Annotated in this window: 12 protein-coding genes; 4 read left to right on the forward strand and 8 right to left on the reverse strand. The window is 56.8% G+C overall.

Annotated elements, in window-relative coordinates; all coding sequences use genetic code 11:
- Positions 1-98: 98 nt before the first annotated feature.
- Complete coding sequence (gene katG / locus A3709_RS18425) at positions 99-2285, forward strand: catalase/peroxidase HPI (protein WP_066057984.1); 2187 nt, start codon at positions 99-101, stop codon at positions 2283-2285.
- Positions 2286-2385: 100 nt separating this feature from the next.
- Here the strand turns inward: katG and A3709_RS18430 are convergent, their stop codons facing one another.
- The 7 genes from A3709_RS18430 to A3709_RS18460 all read right to left on the reverse strand — a co-directional run bounded on the left by A3709_RS18430 (position 2386) and on the right by A3709_RS18460 (position 11750).
- Positions 2386-3489 (reverse strand): NAD(P)-dependent alcohol dehydrogenase, encoded by a 1104-nt coding sequence (locus A3709_RS18430; RefSeq protein ID WP_082850210.1) that lies wholly within the window; start codon positions 3487-3489, stop codon positions 2386-2388.
- Positions 3490-3580: 91 nt separating this feature from the next.
- On the reverse strand, positions 3581-4549 hold the full coding sequence (locus tag A3709_RS18435; protein WP_066057989.1) for an ABC transporter permease: 969 nt from the start codon (positions 4547-4549) through the stop codon (positions 3581-3583).
- A complete protein-coding gene (locus A3709_RS18440) occupies positions 4542-6074 on the reverse strand; it encodes a sugar ABC transporter ATP-binding protein (RefSeq protein WP_066057992.1) in 1533 nt (510 codons plus the stop codon). Before A3709_RS18440 ends, A3709_RS18435 begins: the two co-directional genes overlap by 8 nt.
- Position 6075: 1 nt before the next feature.
- Positions 6076-7035 (reverse strand): sugar ABC transporter substrate-binding protein, encoded by a 960-nt coding sequence (locus A3709_RS18445; protein WP_156507849.1) that lies wholly within the window; start codon positions 7033-7035, stop codon positions 6076-6078.
- An 89-nt stretch (positions 7036-7124) separates the two neighbouring features.
- Positions 7125-8666: a DUF2235 domain-containing protein gene (locus tag A3709_RS18450; RefSeq protein WP_066057995.1), complete on the reverse strand. Its 1542-nt coding sequence runs from the start codon at positions 8664-8666 to the stop codon at positions 7125-7127.
- Between the two features lie 124 nt (positions 8667-8790).
- Positions 8791-9717 (reverse strand): ribokinase, encoded by a 927-nt coding sequence (gene rbsK, locus A3709_RS18455; protein ID WP_066057998.1) that lies wholly within the window; start codon positions 9715-9717, stop codon positions 8791-8793.
- Positions 9718-9866: 149 nt separating this feature from the next.
- Positions 9867-11750 carry a sigma 54-interacting transcriptional regulator gene (locus A3709_RS18460; protein WP_066058002.1) on the reverse strand — a complete coding sequence of 628 codons (1884 nt, stop codon included), beginning with the start codon at positions 11748-11750 and terminating at the stop codon, positions 9867-9869.
- A 229-nt stretch (positions 11751-11979) separates the two neighbouring features.
- On the opposite strand from A3709_RS18460, the gene A3709_RS18465 reads away from it, so the two are divergent.
- From A3709_RS18465 to A3709_RS18475, 3 genes are all read left to right on the forward strand, one after another.
- A complete protein-coding gene (locus A3709_RS18465; protein ID WP_066058005.1) occupies positions 11980-12222 on the forward strand; it encodes a carbon storage regulator in 243 nt (80 codons plus the stop codon).
- A gap of 315 nt (positions 12223-12537) precedes the next feature.
- Positions 12538-13890, forward strand: a complete 1353-nt coding sequence (locus A3709_RS18470) for a DASH family cryptochrome (RefSeq protein WP_231871243.1) — start codon at positions 12538-12540, stop codon at positions 13888-13890.
- Positions 13883-14263, forward strand: coding sequence for a thiol-disulfide oxidoreductase DCC family protein (locus A3709_RS18475; protein ID WP_066058011.1), 381 nt, complete (start codon positions 13883-13885; stop codon positions 14261-14263). The genes A3709_RS18470 and A3709_RS18475 overlap by 8 nt, the downstream gene beginning before the upstream one ends.
- On the opposite strand, the gene A3709_RS18480 is transcribed toward A3709_RS18475, so the two are convergent.
- Positions 14260-15798 (reverse strand): cryptochrome/photolyase family protein, encoded by a 1539-nt coding sequence (locus A3709_RS18480; protein WP_066058013.1) that lies wholly within the window; start codon positions 15796-15798, stop codon positions 14260-14262. The genes A3709_RS18475 and A3709_RS18480 overlap by 4 nt on opposite strands.

Here is a 15798-nt window from a genome sequence, read left to right on the forward strand (position 1 = left end):
TTTTTTCAATTAAGCATTTACGTGCCGAGGCTCTAGGCTGAATGGACGTTGGGTGCTTTTGAGCGCCCCGGAAAAATCAATTTCACGAGGGATAGATCATGTTTAAACCATCCAGACTTGCCGTTGCTGTGGCGGCGGCCACACTGACGCCACTGCTGCTCGCAGGTAGCGTTAACGCCACCCCTATCGGGGCCCCCACCAATAAATTCTGGTGGCCGGAGCAGTTGGACCTGAGTTCGCTGCGCGTTCACGACGTGAGATCCAATCCCTATGGGGCCGACTTCGATTACGTCGCTGAATTTTCCAAAGTCGACTATCAGGCGCTGAAGAATGACATCGAAACCACGCTGACCAACTCCCAGGACTGGTGGCCAGCGGATTGGGGCCATTATGGCGGCCTGATGATTCGCATGGCCTGGCACAGCGCGGGCACCTACCGTGTGCACGATGGGCGCGGCGGTGCCGATGGCGGCCAGCTACGTTTCGATCCCCTGAATAGCTGGCCGGACAACGGCAATCTGGACAAGGCTCGCCGCCTGCTGTGGCCGGTAAAGCAAAAGTATGGACGCTCGGTGTCCTGGGCAGACCTGATGATTCTCGCCGGTAATGTATCGCTGGAATCCATGGGCTTCCAAACCCTTGGATTTGCCGGTGGCAGGGCTGACGACTGGGAGGCGGACGAGGTCTACTGGGGTAAGGAAACCTCCATGCTGAGCAATGAAGAACGCTATGAAGGTGGCGAACTGGAGCGGCCTCTGGCGGCCGTACAAATGGGCCTGATTTACGTGAATCCGGAAGGGCCTAATGCCAATATGGATCCCCTCGCGGCCGCTCAGGACATGCGTGAGTCCTTTGGCCGCATGGCCATGAATGATGAGGAGATCGTCGCGTTGGTGGCCGGCGGTCACACCCTGGGTAAGGGTCACGGCGCCCACAAGCCCGCTGATTGCGTTGGTCCTGAGCCGGGCGCAGCGCCCATCGAGGAGCAAGGCTTTGGTTGGAAGAATAGCTGTGGCAAGGGCCACTCCGAAGACACGGTAACCAGTGGTCTGGAAGGCGCCTGGACCCAGACCCCTACAGCCTGGTCGATTCTCTATCTCGATAATCTGTTTCGGATGGATTGGGAACAGCACACCAGTCCCGCTGGCGCCCAGCAATGGCGCCCTGTGGACAAGCGGATGCACGAAATCGTGCCCGACGCGCATATCGCGAGCAGACGGAATCCGCCGGTGATGTTTACCACTGACATCGCGCTCAAGGAGGACCCCGGTTTTCGCGCAGTCGCAGAGCGATTCTGGAAGAACCCCGAGGAGTTTGATGCCGCCTTCGCCCGGGCCTGGTTCAAATTGACCCACCGGGATCTGGGGCCTCGCGCGCGCTATGTGGGGCCGGAAGTACCCGAGGAGACCTACATCTGGCAGGACCCGGTGCCCGAGGGCAACACCCTCAGCGACCGCGACGTGGCCAAGCTCAAAAAGGCCGTCCTGAAATCGGGCCTGACGGTACCGCAACTGGTGCGTACCGCCTGGGCATCTGCCTCTACGTATCGTGAGTCGGATATGCGCGGCGGCGCAAACGGTGGACGGATTGCACTTGCGCCGCAAAAAGACTGGGCGGTGAACAATCCTCAAGAACTGGCGCAGGTGCTGTCCAAGCTAGGCGCCATCCAGGCAGACCACGGCAAGGTATCGCTGGCTGATCTGATTGTTATTGGTGGCGCTGCTGGCATCGAACAGGCCGCGCGGGAAGCCGGTCACAAGATCGATGTGCCGGTCACGACCGGGCGTGGCGACGCCACCCAGGAAATGACCGATGTTGTCTCCTTTGCGGTGTTGGAGCCCAAGGCAGACGCCTTCCGCAATTACTACACGGGTGAAGCGTATATGCCACCGACAGAAATGCTGATCGACAAGGCGGATCTGCTGGGCCTGACGATTCCGGAGATGACAGCACTGCTCGGCGGTATGCGTGTTCTGGGCGCTAACGCAGATGGCGCCACCGCCGGTGTCCTGACCGACAACCCAGGCACGCTGAACAACGCGTTTTTCGTCAACCTGCTGACCATGGACAACGAGTGGTCTAAGTCCGGTGAGGCGACGTATATTGGAACAAATCGCGCCACCGGCAAGGCGGTTTACACCGCGACTTCGGTTGACCTAATCTTTGGGTCAAACTCGGAACTGCGCGCGGTAGCGGAAACCTACGCCTCAAACGATGGCGAGGCCCTATTCCTCAGCGACTTTGTGGCTGCCTGGAACAAGGTGATGGAAGCCGATCTTTATTGATTGGCTCTGCCAGCGACCGACGAGGTCTTGTCCAAGTTGCGTTCTCGGGGGGCTGTATGGCCCCCTTTTTTATGGTCGCATGGCAGCGAGCACTGGACGCTTAGGGAATGGCAACTGCGATCTTACCTCTCGCTCGACCCGATTCAGACAGGGCCATAGCCTCGCGTATCTCTCCAAGTTGGAAGCGATGCCCCACACTTGGGGTCAATTCGCCCCGCTCCATATAGCGGGCCAGGTCAACCAACGTTTCCTTGCGCATCTGGGCCAGCAACATAATCGACTCCTGTGCCATGAAGGGTTGGCTGATCAGAATGTTTACGGGGCCCAGCAGTGGCGCAATCCAGTTACCCTTGGAACCGCCGACCGTTATTAACTTGCCGTCGGGCTTGAGCACGCTGCTATTTGCCAGCGGTGAATGGTTGCCTACCATGTCCAGAATGATGTCATAGCGTCGGGGCATGTCAGTGTAGTTAATGCTTTTGTAATCGATCATGTGCACGGCGCCAAGTTCACGCACCAACTCGTGGTTGCGGGCACTGCTGACCCCGGTGACCTTGGCGCCAATAGCCGCTGCGATCTGCACCGCAAACGTGCCGACGCCGCCTGAGGCGCCATTAATGAGAATGCTGTCGCCGGCTTCAAGCTCGCCTTCGTCCACTAGCGCCTGCAGTGCTGTGACACCAGCAATGCCGACAACACCCGCTTGCTCCAGCGGAACGTTTGCGGGTACGTGGGCAATGGCACCCCCTTCGTTAATCACCAGATGGCTGCCGAAGGCGCCGGTTTTGCCGCCGAATACGCGATCGCCGGGTTTGAAGGCACTCACGGTTTCGCCCACTGCCTCGACAATGCCTGCAAAATCGACACCCAATCGGGTGACCTCCGGAGCGCCCAGCCCGATGCCGAGCCGCATTAAGTAGGGAGAGCCACGCATGTGGTGGTAGTCGAGTGGATTAATGCCGGCGTAGTGCACTTTCACCAGGACTTCCTCGGGGCCGGGCGCAGGCCTGTCGATGACGCTTTGGGTGAGCACTTCTGGCGGACCGTAGCAGTGGTAGCTGATGACCGTGGCTGTTTGTGCTGCTGAGGAGGGTGCCGCAGGTGCAGGGCAGTCATCCGTGTGGCTGACCACCAGCGCCAGCGCAATCAGGGCGATACCCAATAGCCCGGCAATCGCCAATATCAAATGTCTAAGTACACGCATGTATCGTCCCCTGAATTACCACGTTGCGCCCATACTAGGGTACTTACGATGTAAGTGTAGGCTAATGCGACGAACATCATCGTCGCTGCGACTACCTGCGCAAGAGAATTGTTCTCAGGCGATGGCTCATGGGTTCCCTGAACTGATCAAACAGGACAGCCGCGATAATCACAGCACCGGTAATGATGCGTTTGGAAGGCTCCGACACGCCCATTTGTGCCAGGCCCGTCTGGATCACGGCAATGATTAACACCCCAATAAATGTATTGACCACCGAGCCTCGACCGCCAGTGAGACTGGTGCCACCGATGACAACGGCGGCAATGGCTGAGAGCTCCAGGCCAATGCCCGCGTTGGGATCTGCGGTCTGTAGATAGCCGAGCTGGAACACACCGCCCAGGCCCGCGAGCAGACCGCACAGGGCGAACACCAATATTTTCCAGGGCACGGGATTGATACCGGTGAGGCGCACGGCCTCCTCGTTAGTGCCGATGGCGATCATATAGCGCCCGAAAACGGTCTTGCTAAGCACGAACTGAGCGACAACGACCACTACAACAGCGAAAATCAGCGCGGGTGATACACCTAAACCTTCCAGTGGAGAGCCAATAATTTCTACCGAAGAACCGAGATAGCGGGTTTCGGAATTGGTCACCAGGTAGGCGCCGCCGCGCGCAATTTCCAGCATACCCAGCGTGACAACGAATGAGGGTATCGCCCAGCGGGCGCTGATCAGACCATTCACCAGCCCCGCCATCAGGCCAGAGGCAAGAGCCGCCGCAATGGCCACGGGTAGGGGCATACCCATATCGGCAATCACTACGCCCATCACCGCCGAGCACAGTGCCATGACGGAGCCCACAGACAGGTCGATGCCGGCGATCAGCAACACGTAGGTCATTCCCACTGCTATCACGGTCAGTGTGGGAATCTGGTTAGCCAGCGTACGGAATGTGACACCGGTGAAAAAGTATTCACTGGCAAGGCTGAAAAACAGCACCAGTGCCAAGAGCACCGCAATCAGGCCCAGAGAATTCCACGGAAGTTTTATATTAAGCATGCCTTGCCTTGGAATAGTATTTGAAGCTCGCTTCGAGTAGTTGTTCTTCAGTGACCTCGCGGGCATTGAATTCGCAGGCGAGACGCCCGTTAGACATCACCAGAATGCGATCGGAAACCTTAATCAGCTCATCTGTTTCACTGCTGACGACGACTACCGCTTTACCCGCCGCTGCCAGGGTGCCAAGCAGCGACTGGATGCTGCTCTTGGCCCGGGCGTCGACGCCGCGAGTGGGTTCGTCGAACAACAGCACCGGCAGATCATTCAGCAGCCAGCGCGCAATCAGGACTTTCTGCTGGTTGCCGCCGCTAAGTTGGGCCACGGGCTGCCCAAACGCATCGCACTTGATCTGCAGTTTTTCGCGCATTTCGCTTGCCATGGCGTGCTCGTCGGCCGCGCTGACAACTCCGCCTGTGTGCGTGAGCTCGCGCAATTTTCCCAGACACATGTTGCTGGATATGGAATCCTGCAATAGCAGCCCCTGGCCTTTGCGGTCTTCCACAACCAGCCCGATACCTGCGTCGATGGCCTCGCGTGGCGAGCGCATGACTTGAGCGCGCTGAAAGTTGTCTTGTGCAAAACGCAGAGCGCCGCTGTCAGCACGATCCGCGCCGAAAATCGCGCGCAGCAGTTCTGTGCGCCCCGAACCAATCAGCCCACCAATGCCAAGGACCTCACCGGCGCGAATCTCGAAACTGATGTTCTGGATGGAACCGGTGAGTCCCAGTCGGTCGACCTTCATCAACACCTGCGGGGCAGCGGGTTGTTCGCTTCCAGTTTGGGCAGCTGCCGGCTCGGTTAAAGCACCGGCCATGAGTTCGACAATCGTGTCGGTGGTGGCTTCAGCAACCGGCAGGGTGGCTACGCGCTCGCCGTCGCGCAATACCGATACCCGGTCGGCAATACGGGCAATTTCATCCATGCGATGTGAGATATAAATAACGCTGACACCGCGCTCACGCATCGCCTCTAGGCGCTGAAACAGGGTGTCTATTTGCGGGTCAGTCAGGGAGGCGGTGGGCTCGTCGAGGATAAGCAGTTTCACGTCGTGGGAAATCGCCCTGGCGATCTCCACCAGCTGCTGGAGGCCGACACCCAGTTCAGCCACCGGCGCCTGCAGGTCTATATCATCCATGTCGAGGGCCGCCAGCATGGCTGCAGCGCGCTGTCTGAGGTCGGCGTGATCGATCAATCCGGCGCGCTTGCCCAGGCGGTTGAAGCAGAGATTTTCGGCGACGCTCAATGTAGGGAACAAACTCAGTTCCTGCATGACCATCTGGATGCCACTGCACTCGGCATCCCGCAGTGATTTCGGTGCATGGGGGTGGCCGCCAAACTCCATGCTGCCCGCGTTGGGATGATGGATACCGGCGACAAGATTACATAGCGTGCTCTTGCCCGCGCCGTTACTTCCCATTAGCGCATGTATTTCTCCGGGTTGAACGTCCAGATGAATGTCATGCAACACCGGAGAGGCGAAGGATTTGCTAATCCCCTTCAGGCGCAGCAGGGGCGTTATCACCATGCTAGCGGGTAATTAACTCGATCGGTGTTTTACGATCTTCAGGAATATCGCCGGAACCGAGTATCTGCAGAGCATACTCAATGCCGAATACGGCGAGCTGGTCGCCAAACTGATCTGCCGTCGCCAGCATTTCACCCGTTTGGACCAATTCGGCGGCGGCGGAGATGTTGTCAAAGCCCACCACGGCAATGGCGTCAGTTTTACCGGCCTGGCGAACCGCGGCGACGGCACCGAGAGCCATGCTGTCATTGGCGGCAAGAATGGCCTTGAGATCAGGGTTTTCGCTGAGAATGGCGCCTGTTACGCTGGCTGCTTTGGCCTGCTCCCAGTCGGCAGCCTGGGTGGCGACAATCGCCATGCCCGCGGCGTTCATGGCATCCTCAAAACCCAGTTGGCGCTGTCGGGCATTAAAGGCACCCGGTATACCACCGATGATGGCGACCTGGTCGCCGGCAGTGAGTTGGGCTGCCAGCGCGTCGCCGACAAGCCTGGCACCCTCGCGGTTGTCCGGACCCACGAAGGGTACCTTGATGCCCATATCTGCGAGGATGCTGTCGTCAAACTTGTTGTCGATGTTGACCACGACAATACCCTGGTCGATAGCGCGCTTGACCACCGGTAGCAGGCCCTTGGAATCCGCCGGGGCAATCACAATGATATCGACCTGGGTGGCCATCATTTGTTCCACCAGCGATACCTGTTGCGCGAGGTCACTTTCGTTCTTGATGCCATTGACCACCAGTTCGTAGCTATCGTTTTGCGCCTGGTGTTGTTCGGCCCCTGCGGCCATATTGATAAAAAATTCATTGGCCAGCGACTTCATGATCAGGGCCACACGCGGTTTGTCGGGCGTATCTTCGGGCGTCGATGCAGGTGCCGAGGATTGCTCGGCATTGCCGCAGCCAGTGAGGGTCAGCGCCAGCGAAAGGCAGGCGAGGAGAGAGGTGACTTTGCGCAACATACTGTTTGGCCCGGCGTCATTATTGTTAGCCGCAATAATAAATGAAACTGAGCCAGGTTGCGCGCTGAGTAGTAGTCGTATTTTGCCGTTCAACTTACCCGGGTAATCGTCAGGTCGATACTGCCGTGATTGTTTTCGTACAGTGACCAGACATCATTCGGAAATGTGTACAGGTAGCCGGCCTGGGTCACTTTCAGTGGCGAGGTGACGAAGTCCGGAAGTTTTATGTATTCATGGGCCACCGGGCTGCCGTCGTTGGCGACCGCATTGTCAGCACCACTGTCGTTGGCGATAGCGCCCACGAGCACAAACCAGGGAAAATTTTCTATGCGCTTGGTGCCGAGGAAATCGGTGGCATTGTTGTCTGTCAGTTTGCGGTACAGGCTCTCAAACCTGCCTAGAAAGGCGGAGGTGCTGCGGATGATGTCGCCCACGGTTAGTTTGTCGTCCTCGGTGCCATGCCAGTCGCAGGTGTCGGCGCTGTCCTGCCATTCACCGCTGGCACTAAAGGTATATTCCTCGCCCGCATTGAGGAACAGGTGCGTGGGATTCCAGCGCGTGTCGGCATAAACGGGCAGCGTAATCGATTCGCCAACATCCAGAGATCTGTGCGGATAGTACTCGGGATAGCTGAGAGGCGAGGTTTGTTGGCGGGTGAGGGCGCTGTCGTGGAACACGCTCGAGTTGGCGTCGAGCCCCATCTCAGGAATCGCCCGTGGACGCGAGCGCATTGCGGCGAACAAGCCACGATAGGAATTGTGCATTACGCCATTGGGGTTGGGCTGCAGTTGATCTACGGCGCCGCTGCGAAAGTCGAGCCCCTGGCTCTCGGCCTCCGCCATCATCCAGTCAAGCGCGCTGTCGGAGAGATCAGTCTCTGCATATCCACCGCCGACGTCGGAGTGCACGCCGGGAAACCATAGCTCCTGACAGTTCTCGTGTTTGTCCGCATTGCTCCAATGGGTGACGGTGAAGCTGCTGCGCAATTCGTCCAGCGCCATGGCGTGACGGCCGCAGCGCACATTCTTACCGAGTTTGCTGTCGTGAAAGCGCCACTTGTCAGGCCGGTCCAGTAAGTTCAGCAGTTCCAGATCATCGGGAATACCCAGGGCACCCACAGTGTCCCATACGCCGAGAAATTGTACTTTCAGTCCGTTGCCGCGATTAAAGGCAGCCCACTCTGACTTGATGCGATTGCGTTTGTTCTTGCGATAGCCGGACTTGTAGGCAGACTCCACCCGGCGCCACGCCTGCCTGGAGCTAATGCCGCGCAGGTTCAGAAGGCCCTTGTTGAGCATGCCGGCCAGACAGCGTGCCGTGAACGCACCCCGGCTGAAACCGAAGATGTAGACCTGATCGCCGTCCTCGTACTGCGTGCCCAGCCAGTGATAGGCGCTGCAGATATGGCGCGTTATTCCAACGCCAAGCGCGCCGCCCAGTAACTTCTCCTTGAGCCCCATGTCTTCACCGCCCAGGCCCGGGTGATAGTACTTTTTTTGCAGTGTGTCTATGCCGTCGTCGTCACCAATCGCGTTGAATAATTTGACGACATTGGTGGGCGCAGGCACCCCGTTATCTTCCTGGCTGGGATTGTTCCAGGTGCCGTCGCAGCAGATGATGAGATTGGTCATGATGGCTCCCCTGTGTTCTGCGCAAAAGAATGCACGCATCGACGTGCGGCGCTTGTACAGGACTTATAGCTGAGAGGGAGCCGTTTACCAGCGAGAGAGGGCTTTCTGTAATACAGAGTAATACCTAGCCGGTACTCGCTTTCACCTCGTCCGCGGTGGGTAGTGATGCCACGGCGCCCGGGCGTGACACCGCAATCGCGGATGCGCGGATGGCGGTTTCAATGCCGGCGTCAATGTCTGTGAGGCCATGGGTTGCCAGGTGAGCTGCCAGGTAACCGTTGAAGCAGTCGCCAGCGGCGGTGGTATCGACCACAGTGACAGATTGTGCGGGAAATAACTGCGAGCGGCTAGGAGTGACGAGCATGGCTCCCTCGCCACCCAGCGTGACAACCACGGTATCAATGCCTTTTTGCAGCAGGGCCGCAGCGGCGCTATTTATGGCTTCGGGGGTATCCGTGGGCATGCCGGTGATGGTCGCCAGTTCGCTCTGGTTGGGAGTGATAATCGTGATGTGTTTGAACAGCGCTTCTGGCAGAGCCTGGGCGGGCGCCGGATTGAGGATAACTGTCTGTTGCTGTCGGGAAGCCAGTGTCGCGGCATGAACGACAGAATCCATGGGAATTTCTAATTGCAGGACCACCACACAGGCATCGTTTATCTGGTCGAGCTGTGAGTCGATCAGCCCCTTCGAAAGCGCTTCATTGGCGCCTGCCGTCAGGCCGATACAGTTCTCGCCAGCAGCATCGATGAAGATGCAGGCAGTGCCGGTAGGCGTATTCTGTATCTGGGTGATCCCATGGGTAGCCAGGCCCAGGGTATTGAACCTTGCCAAGATGTCGTTGCCGCTGCCATCGTCACCGATGCAACTGATAAACGTGGTGGTGGCCCCTGCCAGGTGAGCCGCCACGGCCTGGTTGGCACCTTTTCCACCCAGGTTGGACTTCAGTTCACCACCACCCACGGTTTCACCACGAGCGGGTAGGGTAGGGAGGTAAAGACAGATGTCCCAATTCGTCGAGCCGATGACGGCTATCTTTGAATTTGGCGCCATAGTGGCCTCCTTGGAATGGGACAGATGATTTGGGAATCACCTTTGATTGTCTTTGGGTGTTGGGCTGCAGCAAGAGCCTGGATAAGGCATGGAACATGCCCTAAATTTGTCACTACAAAAAGTGATGTCCCAACCCCGAACCCAGTGACCTATTTGATGCCCAGGTCCTTTAGTTTGCGATAAAACGTTGCGCGACTCATGCCTAACAATCGCGCTGCTGCTGTACGATTTCCACCCGTCTGCTCCAACGCAAGAACTATGTCTTGCTCGAGGCTCGATTGTTTGCTTGCACCTTGAAGAGTGGCGACCTCCTGGTGCTGAATCTCGGGCGGGAGATCGTGAAGACTGATCGAATCATTTCGGCAGTGAATGGTAGCGAACTGAATGGCGCTCTTAAGCTCCCGCACATTTCCAGGCCAGGTATAGTTCTCGAGTAAGTGCATTACTGGATTGGCTAAGGGGTTCATGGCCTTGCCTGTAGCCAGCCGCATTTCAGCCAAAAATGCCTCAGCAAGCAGCGGGATATCCTGACGTCGCTCTCTCAGCGCAGGGACAATGATTCTCCCTACGCGCAATCTGTATAGAAGGTCACTACGGAAAGTGCCTTCTCTTACAGTATCGGCTAGATTCCTGTTAGTGGCTGCGATGATACGAACGTCGATCTGTTGCGTGTCTACCTGTCCTATGGGTGCTACTTCTGCTGATTCTATGGCTCGCAATAAACTGATCTGTACCTCATCTGAGATGTCCCCAATTTCATCGAGGAATAAAGTCCCTCCCTCGGCAGCCTGGAAGTAGCCAAGCTGGTCCTTAATGGCTCCCGAAAAAGCGCCGCGCCGGTGCCCAAAGAGCTGACTCCCTAGCAGGGAATCAGTAAGTGCGCCGCTATTGACTGCAACGAAAGGGCCCTTGCTCCTTTGGCTTGCGGCGTGAATCGCCCTTGCAACAAGTTCTTTCCCCGAGCCTGTTTCACCTTCGATCAATACGGTCCAATCGCCACTCGCCACATCGTTGATAACTCTGTACAGGTTCTGCATTGGTGGGCTTTTTCCAATCATTTGTCCGAACCGGCTCTTGTCTAATTGTCTTTGCAGTTGCCTCAGTTTTTCGTCAGCTTGATCTCTCTCGGAGAGATCTTTAACCATGCCAATGAATAGCGCGGTATCTTTGACTTTGGTTTCAGTAATCGTCAAATGAACAGGGAATTCCTCGCCGTTTCTCTTGAGTCCAAGGACTTCCCGTCCCTGGCCAATCACTTTGCTATCTCCTGTATCGAGATAGTTCGAGATATAGCTGTCGTGTTCCAGTCGATATGGCGCGGGCATCAGGGTGCTTACGTTGGCGCCGACCAGTTCTTCGCCGGAGTATCCAAACATCTGTTCCCCTTGTTGGTTGATGGATTCAATGACGCCAGATTGATCTATCGTGATGATTGCCTCATAGGCGCTGTCGAGAATTGCGTGTAGGCGCTGCTGCTCGTCGGACAACTCATTAACAGCTTGATTCCTTTCGTCATCAGCGCGCAATGCGAAGATCGCGTTTGCGCAGGTTTGGAGGAAGGGCGATAAGTCTTCGATGAGTTTTTCGTCATAGCCATCCGGGCGATTTGCAATACCAACCATCCCAATCATGCGTCCTGCGCTATGCAGTGGTAGACCCAGAAATGACCTTAGCTCTGGGTGGCCCAGTGGCAGCCCGCCGCGTCGAGGATCCTCAGCCGGGGCATTCGCAACGACAGGTTTGCCTTCAGTCATGACGTGACCAAAGAGCGTTTTCAAATTGTGGAACTCAAGGCCGTTCGGCGCGTTTTCTTCAAAGTGTTTGCGAGTGTACTCGTTCCAGGCGATGTTGGTAATGGCATGCGTTCGGAGGTAGACAGTTCCCTCTTCGTTGAGATGTGTCTCTCCGATAAAGCCGTACTCGCTATCCCCGAGCTCCAGCAGAGCGTCAAGAAGTCCGTCAAACAGTTGTTGTCTATCTACTGTCCCTATCAATTGAGACTGCGCGCGGGTCATGGCGCCCAGTAGACGCATGTACCAGTCAGGGGAATGTTGTGTGTCCATGATGAGCCTGTGTGTCTTGTGAGACAGTTGAATGTCTCGATCAGTGTCTCAAAAGTGTAGCAGACATGTTTGCAGTATTCTAAGCATTTGAAAAATTTGAATAAATATTAGCACTTATCGATGGCATGATACTTGCATAAATCGATTGCTTGGAGCAGAACTGGGCAGGGAACTTGAACGTTAGCGAGAAGGAGAGCATGTGCTTATTGTGACTCGGCGAATTGGCGAGAGCCTGAAAATTGGTCAATTGGAGGATGTTCTTGAAGGGCCAGTTACCGTCACGGTGCTGGGAATGAAGGGCAATCAGGTTCGAATCGGCATTGATGCCCAACGAAGCATGCGCGTAGATCGTGAGGAGATACGCGAAAGGATTGATGCTGAGTGTGACGAGCGAAAGCGTAAAACACTGACACTCACCAAAACGGCAGGAGGCGGCACTTGATCCGGTGAGGATGTTCGGAACGTAACTATTTTTAAGAAGCCTACTGAGTGACTAAACAGACTTAAGAGGTGAGCGAAAATGAGCGTGGCATTTGAATCTGGCGGTTTAGACAGAACCCCCATTAACTGGACAAGAAATACTGAGAAACACACCAGTGTCAGAGACGCGGAGGTGCCTTCCTGGCGGAAACTGCTTCAAGAGAAGTTGGCAAATGCCAAAAAGAACCAGCCAGGCTGACACTCCCACGGTAAGCAGTTCCTGAGCCCGATGAGACGGCTGTAGGTCCGCATCAAGAACGAATCGGGAAGCTTTGACATGGCGACAGGTATTGAAAGAACAGAAATGTTCGTCTTTCGCCGTGATCTGCGTGTGCAAGACAATGCGGCACTGTTTGCCCATGAGAAAGCTCAGAGATTGTTGTGCGTTTATGTGGAGGAGCCAGATCAACCCTGGTTTCAGGTTCGGGGCGTTGGCGCGCAGCGCGGGAGGTTTCTTCGCGAGAGCTTGTGTAGTCTGCAGATGGAGTTGCGTTCGGTAGGACAAGACCTCCTGTATGAGAAGGGCTATCTGCATCAGGTAATACCTCGTCTAGCAGCTCACTTCAATGTCGCACGCATCAATATCGCTTCGGTTCCTGGCGTCCATGAACAGGCCTCGGTGGAGCGGCTGAAACACTCTTTGAGTGTTCCACTCAACGTGTTGCCAGGCAATCAGCTTTTTCCGCCGTCGAGTCTGGATGCCTGGATGCCCAGTTTGCCGCCACACTTCACACCATTCTGCAAAGCGTTAATGAAGCGCAGAATCGAGTCCCCTTTGGAAGTGGCCTCGTTACCTCCAACGCCAGTAGGCCTGGATGCATACAAGATCCCGGCACCCACCACTCGGGCTCACCCCGCTTTCGCCTTCAAGGGTGGCGAGCAAGCGGCGAGGGTGCGTTTGGAAACCTGGATGTTTCGTGAACGCTCTGTAGATCATTATCTCGAAACCCGAAATGATCTTGAGGGACTTTTTTCTTCCTCCAATCTTTCGCCGTGGCTCGCGAATGGCAGCTTGTCTGTTCGCTCAGTCGCCAAGTCGTTGTTTGAGTACGAGAAAGAATATGGCAAGAGTCGTTCAAGCGAGCACTTGCTGAAAGAACTGCTGTGGCGGGAGTTTTTCCAGNGGCGCGCTTTGCGCGATCCCGCAAGCCTGTTCCATCGAGGTGGCGCGCGACGCCGCCTCACGCTGTGTACGTTCGAGCCGCGCAGTTATGCGCGCTGGTGTGCCGGGTCCACGGACGTACCGTTGGTTAACGCATTGATGCATCAGTTGGTCGAGACGGGTTGGATGAGCAACCGCGGGCGCCAGATTGCAGCTAGTTATCTTATTAATGAAATGGGCATGGACTGGCGTTACGGGGCAGCATTTTTCGAAAAGCACCTTATCGATTATGACGTGGCGAGCAATTATGGCAATTGGCAGTACATTGCCGGTGTCGGTGCAGACCCCCGTGGTGGACGACATTTCAACCAGGAAAAACAGGCGGCGTTGTATGATAAAGATGGCGCCTTCACGGCGCGCTGGCGAGGTCATTGCCAGCCCCAGCCCGAGTATGTGACTGACGCGGCAGACTGGCCCATGGCTATACCTGAAAACCTTGCTGCTGAGAGTGCGGTCGTCGATGAGTAAGCCCTTGCCCGCAGCCACCCTTTACTACGATGGGCGCTGTCCGCTGTGCCTGCGGGAAATGGACAAGCTGGCGACGCTGAAATCCGATGAATTACAATTGGTGGATATTCACGGTATTCTCGCCGAACCTGGCATGCCCGATCGGGATACCCTGTTGCGTGATCTGCATATGCGCCTAGCCGACGGGCAATGGCTCACCGGTGTCGACGCCAACGTCAGGGCCTGGACATACGCCGGACGTGGCGCGTGGCTGTCCTGGTTGCGGTGGCCGGTCATTCGTCAGCTGGCTGATGTTGGGTACGCGCTCTGGGCAGGCTGGCGTTACCGACGTCTGTATGGTTCGGGCGACGAGGGCGCCAACTGCAATCACTAGGTGGCGCGGCGTGCCGGCGCCAGCCGTGCTTGTTCCTTGCCAGCCCAGGCCAGAATAGCAGTTTGCTCACTTTCTGGTTTGCGCTGCCAGTTGCGCATGGCGAGGCCCATTCTCGCATTGTTGCTGAAGCGCACCTCGTGGCGGTGCAGAAACGCCCAATAGAGACTGTTATAGGGGCACGCGCCATCACCGGTTGTTTGTGTCGGCTTGTAGCGACAGTGCTTACAGTGATCGCCCTGGCGCTGGATATACTTGCCGGTGGCGGCGTAGGGCTTGCTCGCCATCAGGCCATTGTCGCCGGACAGCGCCATTCCCAGGGTATTGGGTAACTCCACCCATTCGAATGCGTCTATGTAAACCCCGAGATACCAATCGCAGACCTCGGCCACGTCCAGACCGGTTAGCAATGCGAAGTTACCGATGACCATTAGCCGCTGGATGTGATGGGCATAGCCCAACTGCAATGATTGATCGAGCGCCTTGTGCAGGCAGTGCAAGTCGGTATCGGCGTTCCAGAAGAAAGCGGGCAGGGGAGCCGAGGCTTCGAGGCCGTTGCGCTGCGCGTACTCAGGCATGGAATACCAGTATATGCCGCGCACATACTCGCGCCAGCCGAGGATCTGGCGAATAAACCCTTCCGCCGCTGATAGCTCGCAATGGCCTTCGCGCCAGGCGTCTTCCACGGCTTCGCAGACTTCCAGTGGGTCTAACAGGCCGACATTCAGGTACGGGGATAGCAGGCTGTGGTAAAGCCAGGGAAAGTCTTCAGCCATGGCATCCTGGTAGGTGCCAAACAGCGGCAGGCAGTGACTGGCAAAGTGTTGCAGCCGCTCTAGTGCCTGCGGCCGGGTAACGGCCCAGTGGAATGTATCAAGATCGCCGGGATTGTCGGGAAAGCGGCGATTGACCAGGCTGATGACCTCGTCCAGTACCGGGTCGTTTTCGCTGGCGCACAGTGGCGGCGGGGTGTGCTTGTTGCGCCAGCCTTTGCGGTTTTCCTTGTCGTAGTTCCACTGCCCGCCAGCAGGCTTATCTCCTTCCATCAGCACACTGTAACGGCGCCGCATCAGCCGATAGAAGTACTCCATGCGCAGCTGCTTGCGGCCGCTGGCCCAGTCGCTGAAGGTGTCTCGATCGCACAAGAACCGATCGTCAGTCGTCCACTTAAGCGGGACTGCCCTGCGCGTGGACCAGGCGTCAAGGAGGCTCTGAACGCGGAATTCGCCAGGCTCGCAGCATACTACCTCGGCAAAGTGTTCTTGGTTCCATACCTGGTCGAGCGCGTCGCAGAGACTGTCGATGTTGTCATCCAGCGTCAGGTATTCGACGGTGAAGCCCCGTGCCTGCAGTGCATCACGAAAGTGACGCATGGCTGCGAATATAAACGCCAGTTTATGGCGATTGTGTTTGGTGTAATTTGCCTCGTCAGCCACTTCCGCCATCAGGACGGTGTCCACCCCAGGGCGAGCGTCTGCCAATGCTGCGCGATCAAGGGTGAGTTGGTCTCCTAGAACAAGGATCAGACGCGGTTCCAT

Origin of the sequence: Halioglobus sp. HI00S01 (genome assembly GCF_001635445.1) — a bacterium.
GTDB classification, from domain to species: domain Bacteria; phylum Pseudomonadota; class Gammaproteobacteria; order Pseudomonadales; family Halieaceae; genus Halioglobus; species Halioglobus japonicus.

Excerpts from the sequence above, each read along its gene's own strand:
- katG (WP_066057984.1), top strand. The coding sequence starts at position 99 with ATGTTTAAACCATCCAGACTTGCCGTTGCTGTGGCGGCGGCCACACTG.
- A3709_RS18430 (WP_082850210.1), bottom strand. The coding sequence starts at position 3,489 with ATGCGTGTACTTAGACATTTGATATTGGCGATTGCCGGGCTATTGGGT.
- A3709_RS18435 (WP_066057989.1), bottom strand. The coding sequence starts at position 4,549 with ATGCTTAATATAAAACTTCCGTGGAATTCTCTGGGCCTGATTGCGGTG.
- A3709_RS18440 (WP_066057992.1), bottom strand. The coding sequence starts at position 6,074 with ATGGTGATAACGCCCCTGCTGCGCCTGAAGGGGATTAGCAAATCCTTC.
- A3709_RS18445 (WP_156507849.1), bottom strand. The coding sequence starts at position 7,035 with ATGTTGCGCAAAGTCACCTCTCTCCTCGCCTGCCTTTCGCTGGCGCTG.
- A3709_RS18450 (WP_066057995.1), bottom strand. The coding sequence starts at position 8,666 with ATGACCAATCTCATCATCTGCTGCGACGGCACCTGGAACAATCCCAGC.
- rbsK (WP_066057998.1), bottom strand. The coding sequence starts at position 9,717 with ATGGCGCCAAATTCAAAGATAGCCGTCATCGGCTCGACGAATTGGGAC.
- A3709_RS18460 (WP_066058002.1), bottom strand. The coding sequence starts at position 11,750 with ATGCGTCTACTGGGCGCCATGACCCGCGCGCAGTCTCAATTGATAGGG.
- A3709_RS18475 (WP_066058011.1), top strand. The coding sequence starts at position 13,883 with ATGAGTAAGCCCTTGCCCGCAGCCACCCTTTACTACGATGGGCGCTGT.
- A3709_RS18480 (WP_066058013.1), bottom strand. The coding sequence starts at position 15,798 with ATGGAACCGCGTCTGATCCTTGTTCTAGGAGACCAACTCACCCTTGAT.